Genomic DNA, 19642 nt, shown 5'->3' with positions numbered 1-19642 from the left:
AAAGAAAGTAAAATTCTAGAATGATAAAATATAATAAAAATGACAAAAATGATATTACAAGGTATGCTAAAGAATTAGTCGGGCTTTCATTCAAAGAAATCATTATTAACTACAATAAAAGAAACGGATACCACGACTATGTTATTGAGGATGATAATCATAAAGGGCAGCTTGGACATATTCTTGAAAAATATTATTTCGAGTACAAAATTAACAATGATTCATCTCCTGATTTTGAGAGTGCTGAATTAGAATTAAAAACAACAGGACTCATTAAAGATTCTAAAAATATCTTAAAAGCAAAAGAAAGACTTGTTATATCAATGATACCTTACGATAAACCCATATCACCAAACATTGAGAATTCAGAGCTTTTCAATAAACTGAAAGCAATGTTGTTAGTTATGTATTTATATGAGGGAAAAAATATTAATAAATTAGATTATAGAATAAAATATGTCCAGCTAATTGAACTATTAAATGAAGAATTTAAAAATGATTATTTAATTATTAAAGATGATTATAGTTTTATAGCGAACATGATTATATCTGGTAATGCGCATAAGTTATCCGAGAGTTTAACAACCTATTTAGGAGCATGCACAAAAGGAAAAGATAAAAAATCATCATTAAGACCACAGTATTATAATAAAACTGTTCCTGCTCAAAAACGAGCATTTTCATTGAAACAAGGATATATAAATTATGTTATACAAAAATTTATATATGGAAGCGAATATGTTTCTGAAAAATATGAAAAAATTATTAAAAATAAAAGTGAATTAAAGACTCATACATTCAATAATATAGTTTTAGAGAAGCTTGAGAAATTCTATGGTTGAAGTGTTGAAGATTTATGTTCTAAATTTAATTTAGAAAAAAATAATGTAAAAAACATTAATAATTTAATAGTTAATAATATTTTGGGGATAAAATCAAATATGGCAGAAGAATTTGTCAAGGCAGATGTTGTTGTAAAAACAATTAGACTTGATAAAAATAAAGAAATAAGAGAGTCGATGTCTTTTCCAACAATAAAATTTAAAGAATTTACTGAAACGAGTTATAAAAATTCATTTATTTATCAATATTTTTCAGAAAAAAAATTTTTATTTGTTATTTTTCAACAAAAAGATAATGGTGAATATTATTTAAAAAGTGCCATGTTTTGAAATATGCCATATAATGATTTAGAACTAGAGATGAAAAAAGAATATGAATTTTACAGAAGACATATAAATTCTGGGGTAAAATTTAAAATTGAAAATGGAATTGTAAAAAATAGCTTGCCTAAAAAAGTAGATACTAGAATAATTCATTTAAGACCTCATTCAGCAAAATCTTATTATATTATAGATGGAAAAGCAATTGGCAATGGTAAAATTTCTGATAGTGATATTTTACCTAATGGCAATTGAATGACTAAACAATGTTTTTTTCTAAACAATTCATATGTAAAAGAACAAATAAAAATTGCTTTTATAAAAAATGCGGAGGAGAAAAAATGAAACTAAAAGTTGCAGAATTATTTGCTGGGGTCGGTGGCTTTAGAGTTGGTTTAAATGATATTGTTGAGTTTGATAAAGAGACGGGCAAAGCAATCGAAAATGGACCATGAGAATTTGTTTATGCGAATCAATGAGAGCCAGGAACAAGCGTTCAGCATGCATTCGAATGTTATAAAACTAGATTTGATACAAAAGATGCATCAAATATAGATATAACTAAAGTTGATAAAAAGCATATCCCAAATCATTCTTTACTTGTAGGAGGATTTCCTTGCCAAGATTATTCTGTTGCTAGAAGTCTATCAAAAGAATCTGGCATCGAAGGAAAAAAAGGTGTTTTATTTTGAGAAATAAAAGCTGTTTTGCAAGAAAAAGAAACAAAATTCGTGTTACTCGAAAATGTTGATAGACTATTAAAATCGCCTGCTTCAAAAAGAGGACGTGATTTTGCAATAATGTTAAAAACATTTTCTGATTTAAACTACAATGTTACATGAAGAACAATTAATGCAGCAGAATATAATATGCCTCAAAAGAGAACGCGTGTTTTCATATTTGCTTGAAAGAATGACACAAAATATAATAAAAAGTTTCAAAGAAATGAATTAGATATCAATTTATTAACATCCACATTATTTAATGAGCAATTTCCTGTTGATCACTTTTCAAAAATAACTTATAGATCTATTAATGAATATAAAGACATAGTTGATATTAGTGATAATTATTCACAAGGTTCATTTTTAAAAACAGGTATGATGATTAATGGTTCTATTATAGAAGCTGATATAAATGTTTCTTATAATAAGGTATATACCTTAAGAGAGATCATTGAAAATAATAGAGATCTTTCAGATGACACATATGACAAATATATTGTTTCAGAAGAAAAATTAGAAAAATGAAAATATCTTAAAGGTAATAAGAAAATTGAAAGAGTTTCTAAGGATGGTCACAAGTATTTATATTCTGAAGGTGCAATGAGCTTTCCTGAAAATCTTGATATGCCCGGAAGAACAATGCTTACTTCTGAAGGTTCAGTAAATAGAAGTTCTCACATTATTTTTGATGAGAAAATAAATAAATATAGAATTTTGAATGAAATTGAATGTGAAGCACTGCAAATGTTTCCTCCGAATTGAACAGATACAATGCCATCTAGAAAAAGATATTTTATGATGGGTAATGCATTAGTAACAGGCATTATTAAAAGATTATCTTTACCATTAGCTAAAATAATAAAAAAAGAGTAAATTATAATACATATTAATATTTGCTTAAACAAAAATAAATATTAATGAATACATTAATATATGTTTTAATATTTATTCTTTGATAATAAACTCAAATATTTGAAAATAGTTTTTATATAAAAATATCACATGCTAACATGTGATATTTTTAATAATGCTTATTTATTTTTCTTTTTATTAAATACGTAAATTGATAATCCTGAGATAGCAATTAATGTAGCAAATGCTGTAAGAATAATTCATCATAACATACTTGCTTTAAATGCTTCTGGTTCAGTTTGATTGTTTGTATTTAATTCAGGTTTACTTGGTTGTGCTGTTAATGGTTTATCTTGCACGCTGGCTTGTAATTTAGTGTTATCAAGAATTAAGGCTTGTAAAGCTTTAGGAGCATTTTGAAATTCACTAGTATTTCTAATTGACTTAATAACTTCTATATCATTGTTTGTAAGCTTTTTATTGTCATTTTTAATTAATAAATCAATATATTTATTATCTAATAACATTTTTGCAAAGTTTGAAGCAACTTGGTCTTTTTGTGCAAGTGCTACTTGAGCTTGTGCAAGCATATCATTGTTTCGCTTGTCTAGTGCATTAAGTAATTGCAATAAACCATTTTGATTATTTGATAAGTCTGTTAAGGCTTTGTTAAATTTATCAGATAGATCTTTGAAATTATTTGATTGCGTTTGTTTTAATGCAGAAGTATCTTTGATAATTTTCTTAAGGGCATTTGTAAATTCTTTAACAGTTGTGTTTGGCTTATCTAATTGAGCTTGCAACTCTTGCTTAATTGTTGTAAGTTTATTTAAACCATCATTAAAAGCGCTAAGTTCTTTAGCTTTATCTGATTCCCCGTTTTTAGCAAGTTGAGCTATTTTTTCATCATTTTCAGGATGTGCTTTTCCAGTAGTCAATGTATCTTGTAAATTATTAACTACTTCTTTAATAATTTTTTCGTTTTGAGCTTTAAGTCGTGCATCACCATCTAAAGCATTGAGTGCATCTTCTGTTTGTCTTGTGCTAGAATTTAGTGCATCAAACATATCTGAGATTTTAGCTACATTTTTCATTTTTTCAATTTTAGAAGCTTCTGCAATACTTGCATCTAATCCTTTTAAGGCTTTATCCAAGCCTTCTTTAGTTGATGCATAAATATATTTAGGCATTGTTTTTGCTTTATTTGCTTGTTCTTGTAATTCTTTTGCCTTTTTTAAACCTTTATCAAGGTATTTTGAAACACCTACTATATCATCTATATATTCATTCATGGTTGAATTATTAATGAGTTCATTGATTTTATCTTTTTGTTCTTTGCTTAAATTTTGTTCTTTATCAATTTGCTCTTTAGCAGCTTTTTGAGCTTCTTGAAGTTTTGGTTCACCATTTAATTTAGCTTCATCACTTTTTAAATTGTTATTTAATGGTGTTAAGATTCCTTTGATTGTATCGGGACTATTAGGAACAATATCTGTAATTTTTAAAGCTTCTTTAATTTTTTCTTCTAATTTAGAAATTGATTCATCATAATTTTTCTTTAAGTCTCTATCTGCATTAATGTATTTAACTTCATTTCTTTTCTTTTGAGCATTTTCAAGCTCTGCTTTGCTTTTTCCGATTTCTTTATCTATTTCGTTAGATATATTTTTTAAAAAATCAAAGTATAGTAAATCATTTGATGGAGATATTTTTTTAATAATATTTGCTTTTTGTTCAGGAGATATATTTTTCAAATTATTAATGCTATCAATATATCCTTGTTTAACCATAGGGAATCTTTCTTCCCCGTCCAAAGCATTAAATGCATCATTTAATGCTTTAGCTTTTTCAGCAATTTCCTCTGGATTTATAGATTTTTGTCCATCAGGATAATATAAGCTTTTATTGTCTTCTTTAATTAATTTATCTAATGCTTGTTTTTTATCTTCGGAAGCTGCTAGATATCTATTCATAAGTGGAGCATTTATTGCACGCATTCAAGCTTCTCTTAAATCAGACATTTTCTCGATTAAATCATAAGATTTCTTTTGAATTTTTTTAAGTTCTGGCTCTGTTCATGTTTGAGAAACTTCATCAGTTATTTTTTCGTTTTGATAATTACTTAATCAAGAATTTGAATGGTTTACATTAATGATTTCTGATTTAAGTTGATTTATTTTGTCTTCATCATTTTGAATTGAAGACAATACACCTGTAAAATCATTCATTAAGTTATTATATTTATCATTAGTTGCAGCAAATGAGGTTAGTTTATAATTATCATCTGTTGTAAAAAGTTGATTTCTTTTTTCTTCTGCTTCTTTTATCAACTTAAGTGTTCGATCTGTAACACCAGCAAATGGAAGACTTTCTTTTTGTCTTTTTAATTCAGTGAAAAGACGTTTAGAATCTTCTCAAATTTTACTGATTGAAGATTGATTATTTGCAAAATCATCAATTTCTTTAAGAGTATTTAAATCATTTATTGCTTTAATAGCATCTTGCTTGTAAGCTTCTGATAAATAGTTGGCATTATTAATTTTTGCTATTTCGGCTTCTTTTGCTGCTTTAATTTTTGTATCACCATTTAAGTTAGCTTCTGCTTCATTAAATTTGGAATTAGCATTACGTGTATCTTGAATGGAAGTTAAAATTTCATCAAAGGATTTTGGGCTTTGAGCCTTATCATATTTTTCTTGAAAAGCTGCTTTTGCTGTTTCGTATTGATTTTTGGAGTCTGAACTTGCTTCTTTATACTTAACTGATTCTTTTACATTGTTAGCATTGTCTAAATCTGTTTTAGCTTTCTTTAGAATTGAATCTAATCTATCAGTTGCGTTTTCAATTTTGTCAAGCTTATTACTTGTTTGAGCTTTATCCACTTCACTTTTAAGGACTTGACGTTGTACATTATTTAAATATTGCTTTGAATCTATTTTTTCTTTTAAATCATTTTTGTCTTCAATAAGAGGATCTTTATATTTTTCTAATAACTCTAAAGCATATGTCATGTGGCCTGTAGCATCAGCAAAAGGCTCTGTTATTTCTAAAATGTTAGGCTTTAGCGTACTATCATTATCTAATATATCATTAGAATCATTCTTTATATATTCAGAATAGCGTCTTAAATCTTCATTGTCTTCTTGATCACCATGTGATTTAATAAGGCTTTCAATATCTTTTGTTGCTTCTTTGAATTTTTTAACATTGGCAACATATTTAACTGTTCTATCAATCAGCTCATGAACTTCTTTTGCTCATTTTTGAAATCGTTCGTTTTCTCTCGCTGTGTTTTCATACGTTTTGTCTATAAAATATTCCTTTGTAGATTCTGGAAATTCATTTGTAGAATTAATTTCAGCAGCAAGCTCTTGTTTTTCTTTAACAAGATAATCTCCATTCAGTCACCCTGGTGCGCTATTCAATATATCAAATACCCTAGGTATATTATATTTTTTTAATTCTTCTAATGAATCAAAATGTAGCGAATCAAATTTATTGTATCAATTGTCCATAATATTTACAATTGAATCAAAGTGGCTTTTTTGTTTCTTTCCAGCATTTTGATATTTAGTAGAATTAAGAACATTGTTAATACGTTTTAGCTTAAATTCTTCATTCTTATAAATCCTATTATATATTTCGTAATTACCCTCATCTGTTCGTAATTGTTTTTTTATCTCATTTATTTCGCTATTATTCTTAGCATTATCTATGAGTTTTTTAATGGAATCCATTGTAAATTTACTATAAAAATTCAATGATTCAATTTCATTCTTAGCCTCTGCTTTTTCTTGATCTAAATCATTTGTATTAGAATCAGCATTTTCAGCTGCTGAAATACTGGTTGCAGCAATTAAAGCTGCACTTGGAACCCCTAAAGTTGAAATGGTTCTTTTGATTAGTTTTTTGTTCATTTTTATTCCTGCTTTCACTTTATTTTTTTTATTATATCACTCGAGTAAAACACCACAAATAATGGTGAAAGTGTTTCTATAATGCAATATTTAATCATGCAGTCCTATGGATAAGGACTTAAAAATACAAAAATAAATAGTATTTTTTACATGCACTATATTTTTGTAAAAATTTTTATTCATTTTTAACTAAATTGTTATTTTTATAATCAAATATTTTTTAACTACTGAACTAAAAAAAGAAAAAAATAAGAAAAAACAACCATTATTGCAGTTTTTTTGAATTCTTAAACAGTGTTCTCCCTATATGTAATATTTATGAGATGTTTTTTCTCTTCTATTAGAAAATCACTCAGTTTATTGCTAAAGTAAGTGCTTTAGTAAAATTATATAAGTGTCTAAAAATACAAGCCATTATCTGGAAAAAGAATATTGAGGTTTTATATTTACTAGTGTCTATTCATAAGAGATATTTCAAAATCATATATCAAACTAACAACCATTTAAAGTTAACTAAAATACAATACTATTAATAATGAATATGATTTGCAAGAATAGTTTTTATGATCTATGTATATCGCCATTACAAAAAAGCTTTTTGATGATGTGATAAAAGGTATTCTAAATTCACAAAACATTTTAAAGCTGAATATTTAAAGAGTCTAATGTGGATAGAAGCAACATGACACAAAGTTAAAATAAGTAAATTGCACATAGGCCAAATATAATAAAAGATACAACTGAATTTGGACATTGAAAAATAAACTTGCTTATGGGTAAAAAAAGAAGAAAACAAGCACTAAGTTTACCTTGTAAAATTAAGCAATAAAAGCAAAAACTATGCCCTAATAATAGACATGGATCTTTATTATTGTTGATACATAAGAATACAGAAAATATCACATGCTAACATGTGATATTTTTAATAATGCTTATTTATTTTTCTTTTTATTAAATACGTAAATTGATAATCCTGAGATAGCAATTAATGCAGCAAATGCTGTAAGAATAATTCATCATAACATACTTGCTTTAAATGCTTCTGGTTCAGTTTGATTGTTTGGATTTAATTCAGGTTTACTTGGTTGTGGTTGTGCTGTTAATGGTTTGTCTTGCATGCTGGCTTGTAATTTAGTGTTATCAAGAATTAAGGCTTGTAAAGCTTTAGGAGCATTTTGAAATTCACTAGTATTTCTAATTGACTTAATAACTTCTATATCATTGTTTGTAAGCTTTTTATTGTCATTTTTAATTACTAAATCAATATATTTATTATCTAATAACATTTTTGCAAAGTTTGAAGCAACTTGGTCTTTTTGTGTAAGTGCTACTTGAGCTTGGAAAAGCATATCATTGTTTCGTTTGTCTAGTGCATTAAGTAATTGTAATAAACCATTTTGATTATTTGATAAGTCTGTTAAGGCTTTGTTAAATTTATCAGATAGGTCTTTGAAATTATTTGATTGTGTTTGTTTTAATGCAGAAGTATCTTTGATAATTTTCTTAAGGGCATTTGTAAATTCTTTAACAGTTGTGTTTGGCTTATCTAATTGAGCTTGCAACTCTTGCTTAATTGTTGTAAGTTTATTTAAACCATCATTAAAAGCGCTAAGTTCTTTAGCTTTATCTGATTCCCCGTTTTTAGCAAGTTGAGCTATTTTTTCATCATTTTCAGGATGTGCTTTTCCAGTAGTCAATGTATCTTGTAAATTATTAACTACTTCTTTAATAATTTTTTCGTTTTGAGCTTTAAGTTGTGCATCACCATCTAAAGCATTGAGTGCATCTTCTGTTTGTCTTGTGCTAGAATTTAGTGCATCAAACATATCTGAGATTTTAGCTACATTTTTCATTTTTTCAATTTTAGAAGCTTCTGCAATACTTGCATCTAATCCTTTTAAGGCTTTATCCAAACCTTCTTTAGTTGATGCATAAATATATTTAGGCATTGTTTTTGCTTTATTTGCTTGTTCTTGTAATTCTTTTGCCTTTTTTAAACCTTTATCAAGGTATTTTGAAACACCTACTATATCCTCTATATCTTCATTCATGGTTGAATTATTAATGAGTTCATTGATTTTATCTTTTTGTTCTTTGCTTAAATTTTGCTCTTTATCAATTTGCTCTTTAGCAGCTTTTTGAGCTTCTTGAAGTTTTGACTCACCATTTAATTTAACTTCATCACTTTTTAAATTGTTATTTAATGGTGTTAAGATTCCTTTTATTGTATCAGGACTATTAGAATCAATATTTGTAATTTTTAAAGCCTCTTTAATTTTTTCTTCTAATTTAGAAATTGATTCATCATAATTTTTCTTTAAGTCTCTATCTGCATTAATGTATTTAACTTCATTTCTTTGCTTTTGAGCATTTTCAAGCTCTGCTTTGCTTTTTCCAATTTCTTTATCTATTTCGTTAGATATATTTTTTAAAAAACCAAAGTATAGTAAATCATTAGATGGAGATATTTTTTTAATAATATTTGCTTTTTGTTCAGGAGATATATTTTTCAAATTATTAATGCTATCAATATATCCTTGTTTAACCATGGGGAATCTTTCTTCCCCGTCCAAAGCATTAAATGCATCATTTAATGCTTTAGCTTTTTCGGCAATTTCCTCTGGATTTATAGATTTTTGTTCATCAGGATAATATGTGCTTTTATTGTTTCCTTTAATTAATTTATCTAATGCTTGTTTTTTATCTTCGGAAGCTGCTTGATATCTAACCATAAGTGGAGCATTTATTGCATGCATTCAAGCAAGTTCTAAATCAGACATTTTCTTGATTAAGTCATAAGATTTCTTTTGAATTTTTTTAAGTTCTGGTTCTGTTCATGCTTTAGAAATTTCATCAATTAATCTTTCCTTTTGATAATTATTTAATCCATAAACTGAATTGTTTTCTTTAATGATTTGTGATTTAAGTTGATTTATTTTGTCTTCATCATTCCGAATTGAAGATAATACACCTGTAAAATCATCCATTAAGTTATTATATTGATCTTCAGTTGCAGCAAATGAGGTTAGTTTATAATTATCATCTGTTGTAAAAAGTTGATTTCTTTTTTCTTCTGCTTCTTTTATCAACTTAAGTGTTCGATCTGTAACACCAGCAAATGGAAGACTTTCTTTTTGATTTTTTAATTCAGTGAAAAGACGTTTAGAATCTTCTCAAATTTTACTCATTAAAGATTGATTATTTGCAAAATCATCAATTTCTTTAAGAGTATTTAAATCATTTATTGCTTTAATAGCATCTTGCTTGTAAGCTTCTGATAAATAGTTGGCATTATTAATTTTTGCTATTTCAGCATCTCTTGCTGCTTGAATTTTTGCATCACCATTTAAGTTAGCTTCTGCTTTATTATATTCTGAATTACCATTATAAGTGTCTTGAATAGAAGTTAAAATTTCACCAAAGGATTTTGGGTTTTGAGCTTTATTATATTTATTTTCAAGAGCTATTTTTGCTGTTTCATATTGACTTTTTGATTCAGAACTTGCTTCTTTATACTTAACTGATTCTTTTACTTTTTCAACATTATCTAAAGCTGTTTGAGCTTGTTTGAGAATCAAACTTAATGTATCAGTCGTTTTGCTAATTTTATCAAGGTTGTTGTTACTTCGAGCTTTATCTACTTCACTTTTAAGAAAATGTCGTTGAATGTCATTTAAATATGGTTTTGAATCTATTTTTTCTTTTAACTCATTTTTCTCATCAAAAAGAGGATCTTTATAATTTTCTAATAATGATAAACCAAGTTGTGTGTGATATGTAGCATCAGAAAAAGGTCTCATATCTTTAATAGAAGGCTTTAATGTACTATCATCGTCTAATATATCCTTAGAATCATTTTTTATATATTCGTAATATTCTCTTAATCTATTATTTTCATCTTCATCATAATGTGTTTTAATAAGACTTTCAAGATCTTTTGTTGCTTCTTTGAATTTTTTAACGTCAGCAATATATTCAACTGTTGTATTAATAAGTTCATCAACTGCATTTACTCATTTTTGAAATTGTTCGTTTGTTGTTGATCTATTTTCATATGTTTGATCTGTAAAATACTTCTTTGTAGATTCTGGGAATACTTTTGTAGAATTAATTTTAGCGACAAGGTCTTGTTTTTCTTTAATAACATAATCTCCATTTAATTGTGATGTGACATCATCTAATTTGTATAGTAAATCAACACCTTGACTATATTTTTCAAATTCTTCTAATGAATCAAAATGTAGAGAATTAAATTTATTGTATAAATTATCCATAACATTTATAATTGAATCAAAGTCATTTTTTTGTTTCATTCCTGCATTTTTATATTTAGTAGAATTGAGTACATCAGTAATATGTTCTTTCTTAAAACTTTCATCATCATAAATACTTTTATCTGGTTCATAATTAAGATAAATCATTTGTAATCGATCTTTTATCTCATCTATTTCTTTTTTATTTTGAGCATTATCTATGAGCTTGTTAATTGAATCTATTGTAAATTGACTATAGAAATTTCATGACTTAATTTCATCCTTAGTCTCTGCCTTTTCTTGACCTAAATCATTTGTATTAGAATCTGCATTTTCAGCTGCTGAAATGCTAGTTGCAGCAATTAAAGCTGCACTTGGAACCCCTAAAGTTGAAATGGTTCTTTTTATTAGTTTTTTGTTCATTTTTACTCCTGCATTAGCTTTATTTTTTTTATTATATCACTCGGAAAAAACACCCCAAATATGGTGAAATGGTTTCTATAATGCAATATTTAATCATACAGTCCTATGCATAGGGAATAAAAAACATAAAAATAAATAATTTTTTTCACATAAACTATATTTTTAAAAATTTTTTATTTATTTTTAACTAAATTGATGTTTTTATAATCAAATATGCTTTAACTACTGATTTTAAAAAGAAAAATTAAAAAACTGCCCTTATTGCAGCTTTTTAGATTAAAAATTTATTATTTATTTTCTTAACAAGTCATTAGTTTGTATATAATTGTTTCTTTTTTTGATATATTCAACTAATTCAGAAGATAACTTATTGCTTGGGATTGCTAAATAGTTAGATAGAGAATTTGCATTCACTAAATCAGTAAGATTTTCTTTATTTCAAACTAGTTTACCATTTTCATTGTAGCTAAATTCATATCTATCAAAACTTCTATGAATGTTTGGCTCTAAATTTAAATAATTATTCTCATCACTAACTTGGCTAATTATTTTCTTATATTTAGCATCATTTAGTTTTGATAAGTCATTTCCACAGTAATCAAAGGCCTCTTGTCTAATTCATTCTACATTATAAATATGTGCTTTTTCTGTTTTATAAGTAATATTAAAGATTTTTTTATTTTGCACATTTTTGCTGTATTGTACCCTCGACCTTTGAATTGATTGTTTTATTTCTTTACAAAACGCAAAATTCTTGTCAATGTTTTTAGAATGATCTTTCATATTTGCGATTCATTTTTCATTTTTTGCTTTATTATCAATGCCAGTGATTTCCAAATTGGAAATTCCGTTTCATAGGTATAAATTATTTGAATTTTTAATAATATCAATCATTTGATTAAAACTTTTGATTTGTGATAAATGGATTTCATATTTTCTCAGCATAAATTCCAAGCTATCACCTTCGATATTGATTCCAATTGTTATGCAATCTAATATTAAAGGTAAATTGTAAAAGATTTTAGAGTCTTGTGATCTTTTGATATCTAAAATTAATTCAGAGTTTTCTTTCTTGGATACTGAACCACCTGGATTATTACCTTTGAGTTGGTAAATTAATGATTTAAGATTTTTTTGCTCTTCTTGAAAATAGATAGTATTTATCATACTATTAAATATTTTTAGTTGCTCTTGATTTAAATTAATTGTTTTATTATCCTTGCAATATGATCTAGGTTTTAATTCTAAGCCAAGACTTTTAAAAATTTTATTTCTAATCACAAAATTATTATTTTTATTTGACATATGCTCTTTTGTGTTATAAAGATCGAGCTTAACATCTAAAAACTCTACAAATATATCAGAAATAATTAATCTCTTAACATCAAAGGCTACATATAAGTCAAATTGTGCTCTGGCTGACTTTGATTTTTCTGAATAATAATTTTTAGTACACATTGGTATCTTGAAAATTTCTATTTGAGACATTTAAGCACTTCTATAAAAATTTTTTCAAGAACTTCTACAGAAATAGAGTTACCACATGTGTAAATCATTTTAGAATCAGATAGTAAATTACTTTGATTAACTTTTTCAAAGTCTTCTTTATCAAACCCCATATAAAGATAAGATTCTTTTGGTGATATTGCTTTTAAGGCATTGCTTTCAGGAAAGTAAAATTTAATTCTGCTATTTGCTCCACTGGCAGTTAAAGTAGGTCCTTTACCAACAGGCATGTAGATATATGCTTCGGAATTAAAGTTAGTATATTCTTTAAGACGAGATTTAGTTATATTGCTGGCTGTTGTTTTAAACTGCTCAAATTCATATTTGGAAAGGAGATGATTCATTAAATTTTCAGTTTTTTCACCAGTGTATTTAATGATATCTTGCAAGTTTTTCTGTTTTTCAGTGTTTACATTTTCTGGGAATGAAAAGTCTTTTTTCATTTCACTTTTTAATATTGAAACAGCATAAACTCTTTCACGATTTTGTGCTGATCCCATATCTGAAGAATTAATTACTTTGTATCAGGTTTTGTATCCTAATTCATCTAGTGTTTTTATTCAATTATCAAATGGTTGTTTAAATTTTGCATTTGTTAAAGCTTTAACATTTTCTAATAATAATACCTTAGGTAATCTATCTAAATTATTTTTTAAGATACGTTCAACTTCATAAAGTAGACCACTTCTTGTTCCATCTTCTAGTCCTCTTTGCTTACCTTGTTGTGAAAGGTCTTGGCATGGAAAGGAATATGTAAAGATGTCAATTCCTTTAGGAAGAACTTGAAATTGAGTTATGTCAGTACATCCCACATACTTAGGATCTCTTTTATGATTAGGATAAACAAGTGAAAAATATTCATTATTAACATATGAATACAAATAAGGAAAAATTTTTCTTAATTTTTCATCCTTCATTCTATTAAAATAGGTGCTTGAGACAGGTTTCTTAGAATCAGAGCTAAAAGTATAATTGTTTAAAAGTTTAGCCATTTCCGTATGACTTAAATTGTTTTCTGGTTCTAACAATCCATAATGTATTATTTGATATGAAATAATAGCATCTATATATCAGTCAACTGTTCCTAAAGGAATAATTTGAAGGTCTTTATATATATATATATATATAAGTTTTTCAATGCTTTATATTGTGATCCAATACCTGCAAATGATTCAAATATTTTTATCTTCTTTTTCATAGTGAAAGAATTATAACGGAATATAATCCTTATTTAATTTTATTGAGATCTCATTCTTAAATTTATATTTTTTTAGCTACTGTATAGGGAAAATTAGACTTTATTTTTTGAAAAAATTAATATATAATATACATGATTTTTCAATAGAAAATATTAGAAAAAGGGGGACGAAATGGCAAACATTAAGTCAAAAATCAAAAGCATAGCTAAAATGGAAGAAGCTCACAAAAAGAATTCAGCAATGAAATCTCGTGTTAAAACAGCTCTTCGTAAAGCTAGAGAAGCTGTGTTAGCAAAAGACGAAAAAGCTGCTGAATTAGTAGCATTCGCTCACAAAACAATTGCTAAAGCTGTTTCAAAAGGTGTTTTCCACGCTAACAAAGGTGCTAGAAAACATGCTAGATTAGATGATTTTGTTAATAAAAACAAATAATTTAATCAAATAAAGAAGTATCCAGATATTTATTTGTCTGGATTTTTTATTTAGAAATAAAAAAGCACACTGAGTGCTTTCTTATTTCACAGTAATTGTTGAAACTTGTGTTTGGGTGTTTCCAAATTTATCTGTAGCTTGATATTTAATTTTGTATGTTCCTGCAGTATTGATGTCAAATTGATCACCATTAATAATATTAACTATTACTTTGTCATCAATCGGATCAACATTATCTTTGTATCATTTTTCTCACATATCATGAGCATTTGAAAATTTTTCAACAGATGTAATTGGAGTTCAACTTCGTGATTGTTTTGAAATATCTGTTTGTTCTGGGAATGATCATAAAATAACTTGTCTATTGTTATCTTCATAAAATACTTTAGCTCTTACTAAACGCGATCTAGTTCTTAATTCTTTATTATCTTCATCAGAGTTTACATAATATACTTCATCAACAATGCCTTGGTCATTAAAATGAGCACCTCACATTGTAACAGCATGGTTATAGTTTGTTGATGCGTATGTGATTGTAAATGATACTGCATAATCATTTTCTAAAGCATATTTAACATAATCTGAAAAGGTTCTATCAGCATTAGATAAACCTCCAGCAAACTTTTTATAATCACCTAAAGATTGAATGTTATCTCAGTTAAATAAGTGTGGGAAAAGTCCTCTAAAGTTTTGAGCTTCTGCAAGCTTATCTTGTTCAATTGCAGCATTGAAGTTATTATTTTTAACTCCTGAAAGTAATCATTGGTTACCAAATAAAGTGAACCCAGCTTTATCAGTAAAATATTCACAAAAGTAGTTAAGTAAAAAGGCATAATCTTTTTCTTTATAACTTTGTAAGATATCTTTACCATTTAAAAGAATTACTCTATCTTGAGGATACATTTTATAATATGCTTCAATATATTTGTAATTTTGTTGAATTCATCACATCATTACATTACTTGAAGCTGCAGCTCAACAACTTCAATCATCAGTTCCACCATTTCCATAAGTTCTATATGGATAGTAGTTGTCTTCATCACTTGGAGAAATTCCATTTGTATGTCTAAATCATTTATTAGAGTCAAATCAGTTGTCTTCTTCAGATCACATGTAGAAATATCTTCTATCATCTGGGTCAAATTTTGGTGTAGTTTTAAACCATTTGCCAATTGGAGGATTTGTTAACAAATTACCATCTTTAACAGTTGGTATTTCATTATCTTTTGGAACTGGAGGTATATAAACACCTTTTGTGGTTAACATTCCATTTTGATCAATTCTTCTAACTTCTTTTTTAGCAACATAATTATTATTTATAGTTACTAAAGAATTTAAATCAAAATGAGAACCTCTAGTGACTTGAATATTTTTCTTAAGTTCAAACATTGAAGTTGTATTTACAGAAGCATCAGCATTATGAGAGTCTTCAGGAGATGTGTGGTTAGTTTCTTCTCCTGAAGTATTTGAACTTGGGTTAGAATTATGATTATTTGTTTGTTCCTCTGGGGTAGTACTTTGATTTCCGCTGCCTTGATTTGGACTTGTTGGTTGCGTTGAAGTTGAATCATGGTTTGGCTTAGTTGAACTATCACTAGAAGTTGAACTATTGTTTTTCTTTAATTCATTAATTTCTTCAGTAAGCTTTGCAATTTTTTCTTGAGCAGCTTCTAATAAAGATTGTTTCAAAGCAAGTGATTCTTGTAAGCTTGCTAATTGTTTATTAACTTGACTTAATTGCATTGTTAAAGTATTTTTGCTATTTGTAAGAGCATCTATTTGACCTTCCATGCTACCAATTTTTACTTGTAATGAACTAATTTGGCTGCTAAGAGCTAACATTTCATTGCTTTTGTTTGCAAGTTCAACTTTTAGTTGATCTATATTTTGCCCTTTAGTAAGTACTTGGTTTTCTAAATTAGCAATCAGATTTTTATTATCATTTAAAGTTTGACTTAATTGTTCATTTAAAGCAATTAAGTTTGATACCTTAGTTTTTAGTTCTTTAATTTGCTCATTTTCAATATTACTAGTATTATTTTGTAATTCTAAAATTTTCTTATTTAGTTTTTCAATTTCCTTATCTTTTTGAGTAAGTTGATTGTTTAGTGCATTAATTTTGTTGTTTAAATCAGTTAAGGCTTGATTATCATTGTTGTGTGATTGATCATTTGATTGAGTACATGAAATAGCAATTAAGGGTGAAGCAATTACCCCAGCTGCCGTAACATGTAAAAAGGCATTTAGTTTTTTCATATTTATTCTCCACATTTTGTTTTTATTCTTTTATTTTAACACTGATAGCAAAAAATCAAAATTTTTTTATTTTTTATATAAAAACACTCCTTTTACGGAATGTTTAATAATTATTACATCTTAATGTTACCATTTGTTCTTGGATAAGGAATAGCTTCTCTGATGTTTTCTGTACCTGTTACATACATAACAAGTCTTTCAAATCCGAGTCCAAATCCAGAAGTTAACATGTGCCCATATCTACGTAAGTTTAAGTATCATTCTAAGTCTTTTTCATCAATACCTAATTCTCTTACTCTAGTTAATAATTTATTGTAATCTGACTCACGTTGTGATCCACCTACTAGTTCACCAACACCAGGTACTAATAAGTCAAATGCAGCAACAGTTTTACCATCTTGGTTTTGTTTCATGTAGAAAGCTTTGAAATCTTTAGGGAAGTTAATAACAGCAATTGGAGCGTTGTATACTTTTTCGGTTAAGTATTTTTCGTGTTCTGAACCTAAGTCTAAACCAAATTCAATATCTTTGTTTTCAAATATGTCTCTTACTTTTTGTAATTCCTTAATTGCATCTTTATAATCAACTACTAAAAGTGGTGTTTCAACAAAGTGGTTTAGTCTATCTAAAAGTCCGTTGTTTGTAACTTGATCTAAATATTCAAGTTCTAACTTGTTTTTAGCCATTGTGTTTCTAATTACAACTTTAAGCATGTCATCAGCTAAAGCAATTGTGTCAAATAAATCATAGAAAGCAACTTCAGGTTCAATCATTCAGAATTCAGCTAAGTGTCTCTTTGTGTTTGACTTTTCAGCTCTAAAAGTAGGCGCAAAAGTATAAATTTTCTTCATACCTACAGCATATGATTCTCCATGTAATTGACCAGTAACTCCAAGAGTTGCTTTCTTGCTTTTTCCGAAGAATGGGTCTTCACTGTTAGGATCTGAAATGATAAATGTTTCTCCAGCCCCTTCCCCATCATTACTTGTAATAATTGGACTAGCCATTAAGAAGAAATCTTTATTAATAAAGAATTTGTGAATTTCTTGTGCTAATGTTGAACGAACTAACATAATTGCTCTTAATAAGTTAGTTCTATGTCTTAGGTGAGGAATTTCACGTAAAGTTTCTAAGTTAATTTCTTGGTTTTGAATTGGATAGTCTTCATCAACTTTTTTGTACTCAACTAAAGTGTCAGCAACTAATTCGATTGGTTGAGGTGCATTAGGTGTTGCGTGCAATGTCCCTTTAACCACAATTGCTGATCCAGGTTTTAAGCTATCTAAAGCTTCAAAATCAAAGTTTTCACCTTTGAATACAACTTGTAGGTTCTTAACAGTTGAACCATCATTTACTTCGATAAAACGAATTTTTTTGTTTCCCCGGTTTGAAGATACTCATCCTTTAACTGTTACATCAGTTCATGTATCATAAAATCCAGGTTTTAATATAAATTTTTTAATTGAATGCATAGCATTATCTCCTTAATACTTAACTTTAATAATAATTTTGTCTTTATTAGCTAATTGTTCATTAGCAAATGTTATTTTGTGTAATTCACCAGGGAAAAATAAAGCAAATGTCCCTTGGTTTAATCTAACTTGATTGTGATATTGAGGTGCTTTGATATAAAAGACATCATTAGCTGGATTAGTGCTTAAAATATCACTTTGAGAATAACTTGGTTGTGGATCGAAGTAAATTACTTCATCTCCAGCATAGTAAACGTGAATATCGATGTGATTGTCATGTAATTCACCATAATTTTCTTCAAATAAGGGGCTAAAATTCCGTTTAACAAGCTTAATGTCATCATTAAACTCATGAACTCCATATTCATAGCTTGCAAAATCAGCATTAGCAGCTAATTCTAGCGCTGCTTTGATAGCTGGATTGACTTGATATTTTTTAATGTTTGATAGTTTGTCAAAAATCATTTTTCCTCCTTATTAAAATAGCTTTTATATTATAAACATTTCTGGCTAGTTTGATATAAATATTTTATTTATATCAGAAAAAAAGAAAATCAAGCTACAGTTTGATACTTGCTTGTAGCTTGATTTTAATATTTAGCCAATTTTTACACGTTTTTTAGTTTCAAATTGATAATCAGTTGCTCATAAGGAACCATTAGCAAAATCTAATTTAATGGCATTTGGAATCTTTTGTTTACTTGCATAATAAATTTTGACTCTTTTTTCATTAATTAAATAATAGCAACCTGGATTTGAACTAAAAGCTCTAATACGATTGAAAGCTTCTTCTGTGCTGAATTCAGGATTTAAATATGAGTCTTCTTTGTTTAATTTAGGACTGAATGTTACTAATGTTTCGTCTTGAACTTCAGCTTGATATTTTCCTTTAGCAAAATTGCTTAATCATGTCACGATATTGCTTGCAGCTAGGTTAGAAAGTTTGCTAAATAAAGTGTCGCTTGTATCAGTTGGCAAGATTTCTAATTTAGCTTTTACTATCATATCACCAGCATCCATGGCTTTCACCATATGCATTAATGTAATTCCAGTTTCAGTATCACCATTTCATAATGCATATTGAATTGGTGCAGCTCCACGGTATTTTGGAAGTAAACTACCGTGCACATTTAATGCAGCTAAGTTAGGCAATTTCAAGACTTTTTCAGGAATGATTTGCCCAAAAGCACAAGTTAAAAAGATATCAAAATCCATTTCTGCTAATGAATCATAAATTTCTGAAATTTTATTTGGTTGGAAAAGTGGGATGTTGTATTTTTCAGCTAATAATTTAGTTGGAGTAGGCTCCAGCTTATATCCCCGATTAGCTGGACGATCTGGTTGAGAGATTAAGGCAATTACATCAAAGTTTTGGATTACTTGTTCAAATACAGGTACTGCAAAAGCAGGAGTTCCGGCTAAAACAATTTTAATTTTTTGCATA

At 27.5% G+C, this 19642-nt stretch carries 11 protein-coding genes; 3 read left to right on the top strand and 8 right to left on the bottom strand.

Going from position 1 to position 19642, the window contains the following annotated elements; all coding sequences use genetic code 4:
- Nucleotides 1-20 precede the first annotated feature (20 nt).
- A complete protein-coding gene (locus ACM0L0_RS01790; RefSeq protein WP_416738267.1) occupies nucleotides 21-1514 on the top strand; it encodes a Sau3AI family type II restriction endonuclease in 1494 nt (497 codons plus the stop codon).
- A complete protein-coding gene (gene dcm, locus ACM0L0_RS01785; protein WP_416738266.1) occupies nucleotides 1505-2761 on the top strand; it encodes a DNA (cytosine-5-)-methyltransferase in 1257 nt (418 codons plus the stop codon). The genes ACM0L0_RS01790 and dcm (ACM0L0_RS01785) overlap by 10 nt, the downstream gene beginning before the upstream one ends.
- Before the next feature lie 158 nt (nucleotides 2762-2919).
- Here dcm (ACM0L0_RS01785) and ACM0L0_RS01780 read toward each other — a convergent pair whose 3' ends face one another.
- The 4 genes from ACM0L0_RS01780 to dcm (ACM0L0_RS01765) all read right to left on the bottom strand — a co-directional run bounded on the left by ACM0L0_RS01780 (nucleotide 2920) and on the right by dcm (ACM0L0_RS01765) (nucleotide 13867).
- Entirely contained in the window at nucleotides 2920-6657 is a 3738-nt protein-coding gene (locus ACM0L0_RS01780) for a hypothetical protein (protein ID WP_416738265.1), read from the bottom strand.
- 932 nt (nucleotides 6658-7589) lie between these two features.
- On the bottom strand, nucleotides 7590-11333 hold the full coding sequence (locus ACM0L0_RS01775; RefSeq protein WP_416738264.1) for a hypothetical protein: 3744 nt from the start codon (nucleotides 11331-11333) through the stop codon (nucleotides 7590-7592).
- A 291-nt stretch (nucleotides 11334-11624) separates the two neighbouring features.
- Entirely contained in the window at nucleotides 11625-12821 is a 1197-nt protein-coding gene (locus ACM0L0_RS01770) for an MAG4270 family putative restriction endonuclease (RefSeq protein ID WP_416738263.1), read from the bottom strand.
- Complete coding sequence (gene dcm / locus ACM0L0_RS01765) at nucleotides 12809-13867, bottom strand: DNA (cytosine-5-)-methyltransferase (RefSeq protein ID WP_416738262.1); 1059 nt, start codon at nucleotides 13865-13867, stop codon at nucleotides 12809-12811. The genes ACM0L0_RS01770 and dcm (ACM0L0_RS01765) overlap by 13 nt, the downstream gene beginning before the upstream one ends.
- A gap of 342 nt (nucleotides 13868-14209) precedes the next feature.
- Between dcm (ACM0L0_RS01765) and rpsT the strand changes: the two genes are divergently transcribed.
- Nucleotides 14210-14470 carry a 30S ribosomal protein S20 gene (gene rpsT / locus ACM0L0_RS01760; RefSeq protein ID WP_416738261.1) on the top strand — a complete coding sequence of 87 codons (261 nt, stop codon included), beginning with the start codon at nucleotides 14210-14212 and terminating at the stop codon, nucleotides 14468-14470.
- Nucleotides 14471-14551: 81 nt separating this feature from the next.
- Here the strand turns inward: rpsT and ACM0L0_RS01755 are convergent, their stop codons facing one another.
- The 4 genes from ACM0L0_RS01755 to fmt form a co-directional block, all read right to left on the bottom strand.
- On the bottom strand, nucleotides 14552-16726 hold the full coding sequence (locus ACM0L0_RS01755) for an IdeS/Mac family cysteine endopeptidase (protein WP_416738260.1): 2175 nt from the start codon (nucleotides 16724-16726) through the stop codon (nucleotides 14552-14554).
- A gap of 113 nt (nucleotides 16727-16839) precedes the next feature.
- Entirely contained in the window at nucleotides 16840-18198 is a 1359-nt protein-coding gene (asnS, locus tag ACM0L0_RS01750) for an asparagine--tRNA ligase (protein ID WP_416738259.1), read from the bottom strand.
- A 12-nt stretch (nucleotides 18199-18210) separates the two neighbouring features.
- Complete coding sequence (locus ACM0L0_RS01745) at nucleotides 18211-18663, bottom strand: YhcH/YjgK/YiaL family protein (RefSeq protein ID WP_416738258.1); 453 nt, start codon at nucleotides 18661-18663, stop codon at nucleotides 18211-18213.
- Between the two features lie 132 nt (nucleotides 18664-18795).
- On the bottom strand, nucleotides 18796-19641 hold the full coding sequence (fmt, locus tag ACM0L0_RS01740) for a methionyl-tRNA formyltransferase (protein WP_416738257.1): 846 nt from the start codon (nucleotides 19639-19641) through the stop codon (nucleotides 18796-18798).
- Nucleotide 19642 lies beyond the last annotated feature (1 nt).

The organism is Mycoplasma razini (assembly GCF_048076865.1).
Lineage (GTDB): Bacteria > Bacillota_I > Bacilli_A > Mycoplasmatales > Metamycoplasmataceae > Mycoplasmopsis.
Note: the sequence above shows the minus strand (reverse complement) of the source record. Positions and strands in the feature narration are given on the sequence as shown.